Below are 12,803 nucleotides of genomic sequence, written 5' to 3' on the forward strand. Positions count from 1 at the left end.
GTAAAAAGCCGCCGGAATTATCCGGCGGCTCGTCAACTCAATACGCTTTCAAATGGGCGATATAACGCCAGCGGATCAGGAAGAAATAAAGGATCTGCATGAGCGTGAAACCGCCGAGCACAATCGCCATCTCGGATAAAATCGACAGCTCCGCAAATTCATCCCAAACGACTTGAAGCGAGATGAACGCAAAAGCACTGTGAAGAAGCGCGAGCGCCCAAGGCAAGAAAAACAGCGGCACAAGCTGGCGGTTGACGATTTTGCCTAGTTCGCGCTCCGTCATCCCGAGACGCACCATCAACTGGTACTGCCTGCGGTCGCGCTCGAGCCCGGTATATAACTTGAAATAAATGAAGCTCCCGGCAGCCAGCAGGAACACCGCCGCTACCATCAAGCCGATGAACAATAACAGCGCGAAGGAGGATTTGAACCAGCGGTATTCATATCCCGGATTCTCAAAATAATAATTGAGCCCGGCAAAATTCCCGCTGACCATCGCCTCGCTGATCGGGTAGCGGACGCTTTCGCCGATCGAAACAGTCTCGGTCCAATCCGGCACGTGGAAGGCATAATAGCGGAAATCCGAGGCGCCTTGCGGATAACCCATCAAAGGTTCATCGACTTCACCGAAATCTTCATTGTTCATGATGATCGTATTGGCATTCAAGGTATGCGCCGGAAACAGCACTTGCGGGTAGGTCTGGCCGATCGTCAACTCCACCCCGCTTTCCAGCAATTCCGTCTCCGCATAACTTTTTTGCAGTTCACGGAGCGATTCCTGTGAAAACGGCACGAACATCGCTTCGCCGGCTTGTAGCTTTGCCGGTTCATGGCCGAGCGCCACGGCGAGCCGGTTGAACTGGGATAAGGACATGATGTCGACGTCATTGCCGCTTGCACTCGATGTCTGCCGCTTCACTTCCAAGGGCACGAGCGTATAGGCAAGCTGCTCTTGTTCAAGTTCGCGCCTCAACTGGCCCAATTGCTGCTGTTCGAGTGTATTGCCTTCAAAAGAAACGTAAATCAAGCCGAGCGGGTTGCTTTGCCGGAACTCCGCTGTATAGGAAGTGAATGAGGCAAGCGTGCCGACCGTCAGGAAAGCGACCGTCGAGACAATGGTCACGATAAAGAACATTTGAGCGCTGTCTTTTAACTTGACCGCTGCTTCCGCAAGCGACACGAGTCGCGTTTTATGCCAATAGATACTGCGTCGCTTCTTATACAATTGAAGGAAGGTGTGGATCGAATGCGTAAAAAACAAATACGTGCCGATCGTCGCGAGTGGCGGGACGATGAACACCATGATGTAAACAGTCCGGTCGGAAACCGTCGCCGCCAGGAAATAAGCAATCCCAAGCAGCACCAACCCGAACGCGGATAAAGCCGGTGAATACGCCGCTTCCTCTTCGGTCTTCCAGAAGCCTTCCAGCAAATCGACGACGCGTTTCGTACGGATAAAGGAGACGCTGATGATCGAGATGATGATGAACAAACTGGCGAATGCGCCGATGGTCAGCACAAACGGCTTCCACGAAAAATACAGCGGCAATTCCTCCAACTGCATGATTTCGCGCCCGATCATGAAAAAGAATTTCGTGAACGCAAAACCGAAGACGATTCCTGCCGCTGTCGACAGGCCGCCGAGAATCATCGTCTCGAAAAACACCAATTTATTGAGTTGTTTCTTGCTCATCCCGAGGTGCATCAAGACACCGAATTCCTTTGTCCGTGCCTGCAAAAACGCACTCAAGGAATAGAACAGGAAGAACAGCGTAAAAATATACAGCACGATTTCCGCGATGAACATTCCGCGCACAGCCAATACGCGGAACCCTTCTTCCTCGAATAAAGGATGGAAGATGAACATCGAATAAATGAAGAACACCATGACCGAAAAGACGCTGGCCAAGAGGAATGCTGCGTAGCTTCTCAAATTCCTGAAAACGTTACGGAAGGCGAGTTGGCGAAAGGTCATTGACGGAGCCTCCCAATAGAGATAACACGTTGAGGATTTTTTGGTAGAAGGTTTGGCGGCGGTCATCCCCGTAGATTTCATTGAAGAATTCGCCATCTTTGATGAACAGCACACGGTCGCAATAGCTCGCTGCGATCGGGTCGTGCGTCACCATGATGATCGTCGTCCCTTCCTCATGGCTCAAGCCGCTCAATAGCTCGAGCACATCCTTCGAGGCTTTCGAATCGAGATTGCCGGTCGGTTCGTCTGCGAGTATGAGCGCCGGGCGGTGGATGAGCGCGCGGCCGATCGCCGTGCGCTGCGCTTCCCCGCCGGATATTTCATTCGGCTTCTTATGGAGGAACGGCTGCAAATGAAGCCGAGCCGCCAATTCCTGGACGCGGCTCTCCATTTCCTTGACCGGCATGCCGTCGAGTGTCAGCGGCAGGACCAAGTTTTCTTCCACGGTCAGCATCTGCAGCAAATTGAAATCCTGGAACACAAAGCCGAGCTGTCGGCGCCTGAACAGCGGCAACTCGTCTTTATCCAAAGAATGCGGATTGATGCCATTGATGAGGATGGTGCCAGAAGTCAATGAATCGATTGTTGAAATCAAGTTCAATAGCGTCGTCTTGCCGCTTCCGGAAGGGCCCATCACTGCGAGGAACTCCCCTTTTTCCACTTCGAAGCTCAATTGGTTCAGCGCACGATGTGTCACTTTTCCTTCATAGACTTTGGTCACTTCATCGATTTTCACTACTGTCATGTTGATCCCCCTACATTCTGTTCCTGGTAAGGAAAGACGATCGATACGGTCGTCCCTTCTCCGGGCGATGACGTGATTTCCAGCTCATGCCCAAGCCGGTTGCACACTTCCTGGGCCAGATACAGCCCCATCCCGGTCGATTCGCCGCTCAGGCGCCCATTCTCTCCCGTAAAGAAGGCTTTGGTGACGCGCGGCAAGTCCGATGGCGGGATCCCGATGCCTTCATCCTGCACCGACAACGTGATGGTGCCTTCTAGGCAGCTGGCACGGATGTACAGTTTCTTGTTTTCTTCGAACGTGTATTTCACTGCATTTGTCAGCAATTGGCCGATGATGAATTTCATCCATTTACGGTCTGTCGCTACTTGGTAGCGTTCATCAATGCCGATTTCTGGATAGACGCGGCGCGAGATGAACAAGCGCTTGTTTTCCGTGACCATTTCGGACACCATCCCGCGCAGCTGCACTTGCTCGATTTGCATATCCTGCTCGAATGTATCGAGGCGGGCGTTCATCAATACAGTATCGAGCCCTGCACGCAAACGGTCCACCTCTTCTCGGATGCTTGCCTTATCCAATTCTTCCGGTTCCTGCAATAACAGGTGCATGACCGACAGCGGCGTCTTCATCTGGTGCACCCATTGATTGATGAATTGCAGATGCCGGGTCTGCCCCGCATAAAGCGACTGCACTTCATATTGATAAAGGCGGTACAATTTTTGCATATACAATTCCGTCTGCACCGTTTCCGGCGAACGCCCTTCCCGCTGCAAGGCATGTTCCATATTCGGGGGGGCGCTCAGCAAGCGCTCATAATAACGGTAGCGCATCGCAAAACGGACACCGAGAAAACTTCCGAGCAGCAACAAGCTGATGATAAATGAATAGATGGCGGTATCCGTATTGCGGAATCCGTCAAGCCAGTAAAGCATGAGGATGAATCCGACGAGCAAGAGCTGGAAGACGATAAATGCGGCATGCTCACGCAAAAATAACCGCAGCATCATTGCTCCTCCCTGCCGAGGATCAGCCGGTAGCCGGCACCGCGCACCGTTTCGATGAAACTTTGGACGCTGTAATCCGTCAATTTCTTGCGCACCCGGGCCATATTGACATTCAATGTGTTTTCGTCGACGAACGCCTGGTCGTCCCATAGTTCCTCGAGCAATTGTTCACGCGTCACCACTTTCGGGTACGCGGCAATCAACAGTTCCAAAATAGTGCTTTCTTTTTTCTGGAGCGGGATTTCCGTCTCCCGGCAATGCAATTCAAGCCGTTCCATATATAAAACGAGCCGCCCTGCACGAACCGTGCGCTCTTCTTGTTTCGGCGCATATTCCCCATAAGCCCTTCTTAAATGGCTTCTTATTTTTGCAAGGACGATTTCGTAATGGAAAGGTTTCGTAATGAAATCGTCGCCGCCGTTTTCAAGCGCAAATACCTGGTCCATTTCGCCTGACCTGGCGGAAATGAACAGGATCGGGCAAGTTGTCTGCTGCCTTAACTGCCGGCACCAGTAATATCCATCATAAGAAGGCAAATTGATATCCAAAAGTATCAAATGGGGGTCGAAGGCAGCGAATTCCTCCAAAATACGGTCGAAGTCTTTCGCGGTTTCCACTTGGTAATGATATTTTTGCAAGGTATCCGATAGTAGCGAAGCAATCTTCGCATCGTCCTCTACAATGAATATCCGCTGTTCACCCATATTCCTTCCCCCTCCCGTTTCTTTCTATTCTAACAAAAGAGCCTGCTCGAAAGCAGGCTCCGCAAAAAATCTTAATAAATCAACTTAAGGAAATCTTCTGTCGTGATTCCGCCGAGCAATTTCGGGATGTCAATCCCTTCAATCGCTTCAGCGAGCGCAGCGCGTTCGTATTTCACGCCAGTGATTGCCTGTTCGATTTCCGCTACATCGCCAACACCGAAAAAGTCGCCATAAATATGCGCTTCCTGCACAATCCCTTTTTCCACTTGCAGGCGGACATCGATGCCCCCTACCGGGAAGCGATGGGAATGCTTAATGTTGAATTTCGGCGATTTGCCATAGTTCCACTCCCAGTTAGCGTAGCGTTCTTTCGACAATTCGTGGATATTGCCCCAATCTTCGTCCGTCAGTTCCCAGAAGCGGACATTTTCCTGGCCTTCAAAAATCGAATGAAGCAAAGCTTCGCGGAATTGTTCGACTGACATGTCCTGGTCAAGGAATTCCGAAATGTTCGCCACGCGGCTGCGAATCGATTTGATGCCTTTCGACTCGATCTTTTCCTTGCTGACCTTCAGAGCCGAGACGACTTCATCCATTTTCGTATCGAATAGCAGCGTGCCATGGCTATACATACGGCCTCTTGTCGCAAATTGGGCGTTGCCTGAAATCTTGCGCCCTTCAGCGAGAAGGTCGTTGCGACCCGAAAGCTCAGCATTGACACCCATATCCTGCAAAGCTTTGACGACCGGTTCCGTGAACTTGCGGAAATCACGGAAGCTATTGCCGTCGTCTTTCGTGATGAAGCTGAAGTTCAAGTTGCCGTGGTCATGATAGACGGCCCCGCCGCCTGAAAGCCGGCGCACGACGTGAATGCCGTTCGAATCGACGTAATCGGTATTGATTTCTTCTGCCGTGTTCTGGTTTTTGCCGATGATGATGGAAGGTTCATTGATATAGAACAGCAGGAACGGATTCTGCTCGACATCCATCGTTTTCAATAAATACTCCTCGATAGCGAGGTTGATGCGCGGATCTGTAATGCCTTTATTATCTACGAAATACATGGTCTCTCTCCTTTTTTACTGTTGACTGTCTTTATTTTAACGGAATTTTTAAAAATAATCACGGTTGAGGGTTGACGGAATGAAACTGTTATAATACACTGTGTTTATCACTTACAGTACTATAACAAAAGGAGCTGGTAGAAATGATTGAGAACGTAGTCGAATTCTTCAAGAACTTGCCCCCGAAACAATGTGCCACTTGCGGAGAGAAAATCGAAGAGCAGCATGAGTGCTACGGCAATCACTGCCAGACCTGCGACGAACTCTAAATAGACGAAACGGCCGGAGAAATTCTCCGGCCGTTTTTTTATGCGTTCCAGCTGTTGTGCAACACCTCCGCCGAATGGCAGCGGATCAGAAATCAATGCCCCATCTTTTCCATGGCATCTGCATCTTCGCTGTCATCAGGCACGATCGTTTCCGGATCCGGGTTGCCTACCGTCAATTCCATTTTCGGCATGACGTGCATGCGGCGGGCTGTTGTATGGGCTTGTATGAAATACAACCCTTCTTCCCCTGCCGTCCATGCATGTTCGTAAACCCCGCCTTGGGTGTGGGTGCCTTCCAGCATCTCGCTGTTTTCACGTGCGCCCGATTGCCATACTTCAAAGACAACTTCATCCGCGTCTTCGACTGCTTCGCTTCCTTGTGTGACGGTAGCCGATAGCAGCACTTCTTCGCCTGGGTCGGCTGTTTCTTCTGTATTGAACTCGACTTCCACTTCCTGCGGCATTTCGCCAGTGCCAGCCGATGAATCTTCTTCGCCGCATGCTGCCAAAAGCAGCATCACCAGCATAAGAGCGATCCATTTTTTCATGTCATTTCCTCCTTATTCAAGCTGAAGACCGCTTCAGCCGCCTGCTTCCCTTGTTTGACACACAGCGGCAAACCGAAACCCGCATAAGAACCACCGGCAATCTGGACGCCAGGAAACATGCGGCTGATTTCACTTCGCGCAGTGCTGACCCGTGTTTCATGGCCGGCTAAATATTGGGGCATGGCGTCTTTCCATCTCGAGACGATCATCCGTTCCGGCTGTTGTTCAAGCCCCAGCCATTTATTCAAATCCGCCATCACCAATTCACCGATTTCCGCATCCGGCAATTCCACGACCGCCTCATCGCCGACACGCCCTATGAACGAACGGATCATGATCCGGTTTTCGGGAACGAGTGCCGGCCATTTGAGATGGCTGACCGAACAGGCGGCAATGGATGAATCGTTATTGCGCGCCACTGTAAAACCCGTGCCTCCGTGACCTGGCCATTCGGCCTGTTCCGGGAAGATCATCGTGACGGTGGCTATCGAGGTCTGTGGGATACCCGACAAGCTTTGCGCAATTCCATGAGGCTCGAACAAAGCGGCTGCCTGGCGGTGGGGAATCGCCAAAATGACATGATCCGCCTCCAGCCTTTCGCCATCGCTCAAGCCCAATACAATGCGCTGCTGTTTCGAGAGCGAGATCCTTTCTGCTTTCACGCCTTTTGCAATCCGGCAGCTGAGCCTTTGCTCAATGGCATGGACGAGCGTCTCCAAGCCCCCTTCAAAGGTTTCAAAGAGCCCGCTGAATTCCCGCTGCTTGCTTTGGGGCTGGCGTTTCAAACTGCGCATCAGGCTGCCTTGCGCTTTCAACGCTTCCGGAAATGCCGAGTCGATGCTCAAGCGGTCGATATCTCCGGCGTAAACGCCCGAAAACATCGGTTCGATCATATTTTCTACAAATTCATTGCCAAAACGCCGCCGCAGGTAACTGCCGAGCGGCGTTTCGTTTGTTTTATCAGTATCGGGCAAGAATAAATCCGCCATCGCGCGCAGCCTGCCGCCGACAGAGCAGCTGGATGCCGCCCATAGGCTTTTCAAGCTGACGGGAATGCCCATAACGGTGCCTTGCGGCAAAGGATGAAGCTTGCCGTTTGCCGCGATATGGATATCTCCCGGAGCACTCGCCACGATTTTCCGTGCTATGCCCAGCTCTTCGGCAAGTTCGCGGATCTCCTGGTCTTTTCTTGAAACGAAAGCATCTGGACCCCGTTCAACCAGAAAACCGTCCTGGCTGCTTGTGTGTATCTTACCGCCAAGGCGATGAGCGGACTCGATGATCGTGAGGTCGAGCGGCTGATTTTGTTCAGCCGCCAGTTTCTGCACGTAAAATGCAGCGGATAATCCTGTTATGCCGCCTCCAACAATGGCCACTTTCACATTTGCATGATCCACAATCGCTCACCGCTCCCGGATTGATCAGTTTTCGTTCAATTTATTCAACACAACATTGGCCATTCCGTCGATAAACAATGGATCCACATTCGGCATTTCCGGACGGCGGTAAGTTGCGCCGATTTCATCGCAGACGACTTTGCACTCGTAGTCGTTATCGTACAGCACTTCCAAATGGTCTGTGATAAAGCCGACCGGCGTGTAGACGAAGGAATTATAGCCTTTTTCTTCATGCAGATCGCGCGTCAAATCCTGGACGTCCGGCCCGATCCAAGGTTCCGGTGTCTGCCCGGCGCTTTGCCAGCCGATTTCATAATTTTCAACGCCCGCCGCTTCGGCGATCAGATCCGCTGTTTCTTTCAATTGTTCCGGGTATGGGTCGCCGTTTGCGATGATTTTCTCCGGCAAGGAATGCGCGGATACGATCAAACAAGCTTTCGCGCGTTCTTGTTCTGACATTTCAGCAAATGCCGCGCTTACTTTCTCGCTCCAGTATTGGATGAATTTCGGCTCTGTATACCAGCTTTCCACGGAAGTCAGCTTGATGCCAAGTTTATCGGCTGTTTCTTTTGCACGGCCGTTGTAGGATTTAACGGAGAATGTCGAGAAATGGGGCGCAAGAACGATTGAAATCGCTTCTTCGATGCCGTCTTTTTTCATCTCTTCCACGCCGTCTTCCACAAATGGCTCGATATGCTTCAAGCCGAGATACATCTTGAACTCGATATCATCCTGCAATTCGTTCAGCCGCTTGCACAATCCATTCGCCTGGTCTTCTGTGATTTTTGCCAGCGGTGAAATGCCGCCGATCGCCTTGTAGCGGTCTTTCAAATCCTGCAATGCTTCTTCGCTCGGCTTGCGGCCGTGTCGGATATGCGTGTAGTAGCGCTCGATATCATCTTCCGAATACGGCGTACCATACGCCATTACCAATAATCCCATTGTCTTTTTCATCACAATCACCTCATCAAAGATTTGTTAGTTCTGTTTTTTGTAGGCTGCACTGTACTCATGGACAAATGCCGTCAGACGCTTCAGTGTGTCTGGCTGCACTTCAGGGAATACGCCGTGCCCAAGGTTGAAGATATAGCCGTCGTCCTGCATGCCCATATCCAGGATCTTTTTCGTGCGTTCTTCGATGACTGGCCAATCCGCCAGCAAATAAGAAGGGTCAAAATTGCCCATCAAAGCTTTCGTCAAACCTTTTTCACGCGCTTCTGCAATCGGCAAACGCCAATCCAGGCCGACGACATCCACCGGCAGGTCATGCCATTCTTTCGCCAAATGGCTTGCGCCGACGCCGAAGATCGTCATCGGCACGCCTTCTTCGCCGATTTCCTTGAAGATGCGGTCCATGACCGGTTTGATGAAGATGCGGTAATCTTCCACATTCAATGCGCCGACCCATGAGTCGAAAATCTGGATCGCTTTTGCACCGGCGTGGATCTGTGCTTTCACGTAAGGGATGATGGTGTCTGCCAATTTGTCCATAAGCGCAAACCACATTTCCGGTTCTGATACCATCATCGCTTTTGTTTTGTTATAGCTCTTGGACGGGCCCCCTTCGATCATATAGCTCGCCAATGTAAACGGTGCACCGGCAAAACCGATGAGCGGCACGTTCAATTGCTCTTCTGTGAGCAATTTGATCGTTTTCAGCACGTAGTCGACATCTTGCTCAGGATTGATTTCACCAAGTCTATCGATGTCCGCTTTTGTGCGGATCGGATTGCTGATGACCGGCCCGATGCCTGCCTTGATCTTGACGTCCACGCCGATTGCTGGAAGCGGTGTCACGATATCTTTGTAAAGAATCGCAGCATCGACATCGTATTGGTCGACAGGCAGCTTCGTTACGTAAGCGCAAAGTTCCGGCTGGTGCGTGATTTCCTCCAATGAATACTTCTCTTTGATCTTGCGGTATTCCGGCTGTGAACGCCCAGCCTGGCGCATATACCAAACTGGCACATGGTCGGTCTTTTCTCCGCGCGCTGCGCGCAGGTACGTATCATTAAAAGTCATGAATTATTCATCCCTTCAGTCTTTGCGGCTATAGTTTATCCTTCATTATCCGTCTATACTATAGACGCTCCGCCCCCTATTGTATAGAATCCGGCGGCAATTGTCATAAATTAGACCCGAATGCCTTCACCGATTTGACACCTTCTGTTTCAAGCGCCGGATTTTAGGGAAAAGTGAGGTAGCAATTCAAAATGTATCCCGATTACTAGGAGGCTTTTTAATGAATATTTATATGACGACAGGAACCTACGAATTCATGAAAAAAATGCGTGAGGAACACGCAGATGAAACCATGGTGCTGATGCAAGGCGAAAACACGACTTTGCTATTGCACGAAACCGAAGGGAAATCGGTTTTCCAAACCCCTCGCCGCTATGAAGTGGTCGACGGCACCGGCGAGTTCCGCGAAAAAGGATTTTTCGTCATGAACAATATCCCGGTTGCCGACGAAGGGCGCCCTGTTTTTGAGCACCGTTTCAAAAACCGTGCCGGCGCAATCGAAAACGAGCCCGGATATGTCGCTTTCCGCGTCCTGCGCCCGCTCGATTCCGACACGTATGTCGTATTGACCGAATGGGAATCCCCGGCATTCTATGAGAAATGGAAAGAATCACAGGCTTTTGCCAAAGCGCATGCTGAGAAGCCGCAGGAAGATGTTGAAAAACCACGCGCCAATATCTTCTCCGGTTCTTCTTACGTCACCATGTACAAAGCAAAACCCGAAGAAGACGAATGATGAACGGCCGGCCAGCCCGGCTGTTTTGCTGTCTATATAGAAGAAACCCGTTAGGAGGAACATCTATTGGTATTCATTTATTTTCTGCTGGCTGCTGCAGTCACCGTGTTCGCCGCCATTAAACTGTCCCAATATGCCGATGTCATCAGTGAAAAGTCAGCGATGGGCGGCATGATGGTCGGTACGCTACTGCTTGCAGGCGCCACCAGCCTGCCAGAAATTTCCACCAGTTTCTCGGCAGCAGCAATCGGCAATGCCGATATCGCAGTCGGCAATATGATCGGCTCGAATTTGTTCAATTTATTTATCTTAGCCGGTTTCGATTTGCTGCTGAACCGCAGGCGCATGCTCGAGCGGGCGTCTAAGGACCATACTTATTCTTCCCTGCTCGGCATCTTTCTGACCGTGCTATTGCTCTTGGCATTATGGCTGCGTACCGATGTCACGGTCTTCGGGATCGGCCTCGATGCGTTGGCGATCGGCATAACCTATGTGATCGGTATGCTGATCATCAATAAATTGCCGAACTTGGACACAATCGACATGGACGATGAGCCGGTCGATGCCAAGGCGCCGAAAAACCCGAGTGCCCATCTATCGCCAAAACACGCGGGCATCCGCTTTGCGGTCGTGGCGGTGATCATCATGGCGGCAGGGACCGCGCTTTCCATCACGGGTGATGAGATTGCTGTCGTGACAGGCATCGGCTCCAGCTTTGTCGGCAGTTTCCTGGTGGCCGCTGCCACGTCCTTGCCGGAGGCGATCTCGGTTTTCGTCGCACTCCGCCTGTCCAATGTCAATATGGCGGTCGGCGCTGTTCTCGGCAGCAATATCTTCAACATGGTCATTCTCGCTTTGTCGGACCCGATCTATGTAGAGGGTTCGATTCTTGCCGAAGTATCGGGCGCCAATTCCATCATCGCCAGCGCCGTGCTCGTCATGAGCGTGCTGGTCATGTTTTCGCTTTACCGGCCGAAGACCGCTTCCACATGGGCATATAGCGTACCGTCCATTTTGGTTGTGCTGCTTTATTTCATCGCTTCCTATCTGAATTTCACTTACTGACAGGACGGGGCTTCCCCGTTCTGTTTTTTGGTATGTTAAACTAGAGAAAATGCAGAACATTAGGAAGGATATGATCCAATGATTGAGAAGATCTTTGCTGAGCTCGATAATGCCTACCCCGAAATGGTGGAAATCCGCCGCTACTTGCACATGAATCCGGAGCCGTCATTCCAGGAAACCAAGACTGCTAAATATATCCGCGATTTTTATGAAGATCTCGGTGTCGATATCCGCTTTGGCGTGGGAGGCAATGGCGTCATCGCGACGATACGCGGCGGAAAGCCTGGCAAGACAGTTGCCTTGCGTGCCGATTTTGACGCCTTGCCGATCCAGGACCAGAAAGAAACGAGCTATAAATCCACTGTGCCGAACGTTGTACACGCTTGCGGACATGACGGCCATACAGCGACATTGCTCGTTCTCGGAAAAATCCTTTTCGGCCTGCGCGATGAACTTCCTGGCACCTACGTGCTCATTCACCAGCACGCAGAAGAGCTTGCCCCAGGCGGCGCGAAGCCGATGATCGAAGACGGGGCGCTTGATGGGGTCGATGTAATCTTCGGCACCCATCTATGGTCGACGACGCCATTCGGGCGGATCGATTACCGGACTGGCCCGATCATGGCCGCGGCGGACCGCTTTGAGATCACTGTCCAAGGCCGCGGCGGCCACGGCGCCATGCCACATGAAACCGTCGATGCCGTCGTGACGGGGGCACAACTTGTCACTAGCCTGCAGCAGCTTGTCGCTCGCCGCGTGGATCCGCTCGAGTCTGCAGTACTTACGATCGCATCATTCATTGCAGAAAACCCGTTCAATATCATTGCCGATCAATCAAAACTTAACGGGACGGTCAGATCCTTCACCGAAGGAACGCGTACCCTCGTCGAAAAAGAGATGGAACGAATCGCCAAAGGCACGGCCATCTCGACCAATAGCGATATCGACTTCAAATTCCACCGGGGCTACCCGCCGGTCGTCAACCACGAAAAGGAGACGGAATTCCTGAGGGACCTCGCTGAAGATGTGCCGGGCGTAGAGGAAGTCTTCAATTGCCCGCCGCAAATGGGCGGCGAGGATTTCGCTTATTACCTCGAAGAGATTCCGGGCACGTTCTTCTTCACAGGCGCGATGCCGGACGGCGAAGTCTACCCGCATCACCATCCGAAATTCGATTTTAAAGAAGAAGCAATGCTGATTGCCGCGAAAACGCTCGGGAAAGCCGCGGTCACTTGCCACGGATGAACCATATAAAAAGGCTGGAGAAAATATCT

At 51.5% G+C, this 12,803-nt stretch carries 13 protein-coding genes; 4 read left to right on the forward strand and 9 right to left on the reverse strand.

The annotated features are described in order from the left end of the window. Positions 1-37: 37 nt before the first annotated feature. From DP119_RS13040 to DP119_RS13060, 5 genes are all read right to left on the reverse strand, one after another. On the reverse strand, positions 38-1,975 hold the full coding sequence (locus tag DP119_RS13040; protein WP_112233588.1) for an FtsX-like permease family protein: 1,938 nt from the start codon (positions 1,973-1,975) through the stop codon (positions 38-40). Next, complete coding sequence (locus tag DP119_RS13045) at positions 1,947-2,720, reverse strand: ABC transporter ATP-binding protein (RefSeq protein WP_112233589.1); 774 nt, start codon at positions 2,718-2,720, stop codon at positions 1,947-1,949. Before DP119_RS13045 ends, DP119_RS13040 begins: the two co-directional genes overlap by 29 nt. Next, positions 2,717-3,724 (reverse strand): HAMP domain-containing histidine kinase, encoded by a 1,008-nt coding sequence (locus DP119_RS13050; protein WP_112233590.1) that lies wholly within the window; start codon positions 3,722-3,724, stop codon positions 2,717-2,719. Before DP119_RS13050 ends, DP119_RS13045 begins: the two co-directional genes overlap by 4 nt. Next, positions 3,724-4,428 carry a response regulator transcription factor gene (locus DP119_RS13055; RefSeq protein WP_112233591.1) on the reverse strand — a complete coding sequence of 235 codons (705 nt, stop codon included), beginning with the start codon at positions 4,426-4,428 and terminating at the stop codon, positions 3,724-3,726. Before DP119_RS13055 ends, DP119_RS13050 begins: the two co-directional genes overlap by 1 nt. Positions 4,429-4,499: 71 nt before the next feature. Beyond that, positions 4,500-5,492 carry a lipoate--protein ligase gene (locus DP119_RS13060; protein ID WP_112233592.1) on the reverse strand — a complete coding sequence of 331 codons (993 nt, stop codon included), beginning with the start codon at positions 5,490-5,492 and terminating at the stop codon, positions 4,500-4,502. Between the two features lie 143 nt (positions 5,493-5,635). On the opposite strand from DP119_RS13060, the gene yhfH reads away from it, so the two are divergent. Next, positions 5,636-5,761, forward strand: coding sequence for a protein YhfH (gene yhfH, locus DP119_RS13065; RefSeq protein WP_112233593.1), 126 nt, complete (start codon positions 5,636-5,638; stop codon positions 5,759-5,761). A gap of 92 nt (positions 5,762-5,853) precedes the next feature. Here the strand turns inward: yhfH and DP119_RS13070 are convergent, their stop codons facing one another. From DP119_RS13070 to hemE, 4 genes are read right to left on the reverse strand one after another with little or no spacing between them, the layout of a single operon-like run. Continuing rightward, positions 5,854-6,309 carry a FixH family protein gene (locus tag DP119_RS13070; protein ID WP_112233594.1) on the reverse strand — a complete coding sequence of 152 codons (456 nt, stop codon included), beginning with the start codon at positions 6,307-6,309 and terminating at the stop codon, positions 5,854-5,856. Next, positions 6,306-7,706, reverse strand: coding sequence for a protoporphyrinogen oxidase (hemG, locus tag DP119_RS13075; RefSeq protein ID WP_240616437.1), 1,401 nt, complete (start codon positions 7,704-7,706; stop codon positions 6,306-6,308). Before hemG ends, DP119_RS13070 begins: the two co-directional genes overlap by 4 nt. Before the next feature lie 24 nt (positions 7,707-7,730). After that, a complete protein-coding gene (gene hemH, locus DP119_RS13080) occupies positions 7,731-8,663 on the reverse strand; it encodes a ferrochelatase (protein ID WP_112233596.1) in 933 nt (310 codons plus the stop codon). Between the two features lie 21 nt (positions 8,664-8,684). After that, entirely contained in the window at positions 8,685-9,728 is a 1,044-nt protein-coding gene (gene hemE / locus DP119_RS13085) for a uroporphyrinogen decarboxylase (RefSeq protein ID WP_112233597.1), read from the reverse strand. A gap of 220 nt (positions 9,729-9,948) precedes the next feature. Between hemE and DP119_RS13090 the strand changes: the two genes are divergently transcribed. The 3 genes from DP119_RS13090 (at position 9,949) to DP119_RS13100 (ending at position 12,774) form a co-directional block, all read left to right on the forward strand. Continuing rightward, complete coding sequence (locus DP119_RS13090) at positions 9,949-10,464, forward strand: antibiotic biosynthesis monooxygenase family protein (protein WP_112233598.1); 516 nt, start codon at positions 9,949-9,951, stop codon at positions 10,462-10,464. A gap of 66 nt (positions 10,465-10,530) precedes the next feature. Then, positions 10,531-11,529, forward strand: a complete 999-nt coding sequence (locus DP119_RS13095) for a sodium:calcium antiporter (RefSeq protein ID WP_112233599.1) — start codon at positions 10,531-10,533, stop codon at positions 11,527-11,529. Between the two features lie 78 nt (positions 11,530-11,607). Continuing rightward, the gene (locus DP119_RS13100) at positions 11,608-12,774 is read left to right on the forward strand and encodes a M20 metallopeptidase family protein (RefSeq protein ID WP_112233600.1); all 1,167 of its coding nucleotides are present in this window, start codon (positions 11,608-11,610) and stop codon (positions 12,772-12,774) included. Positions 12,775-12,803: the final 29 nt, after the last annotated feature.

This window comes from Planococcus maitriensis (genome assembly GCF_003289925.1).
Lineage (GTDB): Bacteria > Bacillota > Bacilli > Bacillales_A > Planococcaceae > Planococcus > Planococcus maitriensis.

Coding starts and splice junctions, on each gene's coding strand:
- DP119_RS13070 (WP_112233594.1), bottom strand. CDS start 6,309: ATGAAAAAATGGATCGCTCTTATGCTGGTGATGCTGCTTTTGGCAGCA.
- DP119_RS13100 (WP_112233600.1), top strand. CDS start 11,608: ATGATTGAGAAGATCTTTGCTGAGCTCGATAATGCCTACCCCGAAATG.
- yhfH (WP_112233593.1), top strand. CDS start 5,636: ATGATTGAGAACGTAGTCGAATTCTTCAAGAACTTGCCCCCGAAACAA.
- DP119_RS13050 (WP_112233590.1), bottom strand. CDS start 3,724: ATGCTGCGGTTATTTTTGCGTGAGCATGCCGCATTTATCGTCTTCCAG.
- DP119_RS13055 (WP_112233591.1), bottom strand. CDS start 4,428: ATGGGTGAACAGCGGATATTCATTGTAGAGGACGATGCGAAGATTGCT.
- hemE (WP_112233597.1), bottom strand. CDS start 9,728: ATGACTTTTAATGATACGTACCTGCGCGCAGCGCGCGGAGAAAAGACC.
- DP119_RS13090 (WP_112233598.1), top strand. CDS start 9,949: ATGAATATTTATATGACGACAGGAACCTACGAATTCATGAAAAAAATG.
- DP119_RS13060 (WP_112233592.1), bottom strand. CDS start 5,492: ATGTATTTCGTAGATAATAAAGGCATTACAGATCCGCGCATCAACCTC.
- DP119_RS13040 (WP_112233588.1), bottom strand. CDS start 1,975: ATGACCTTTCGCCAACTCGCCTTCCGTAACGTTTTCAGGAATTTGAGA.
- DP119_RS13045 (WP_112233589.1), bottom strand. CDS start 2,720: ATGACAGTAGTGAAAATCGATGAAGTGACCAAAGTCTATGAAGGAAAA.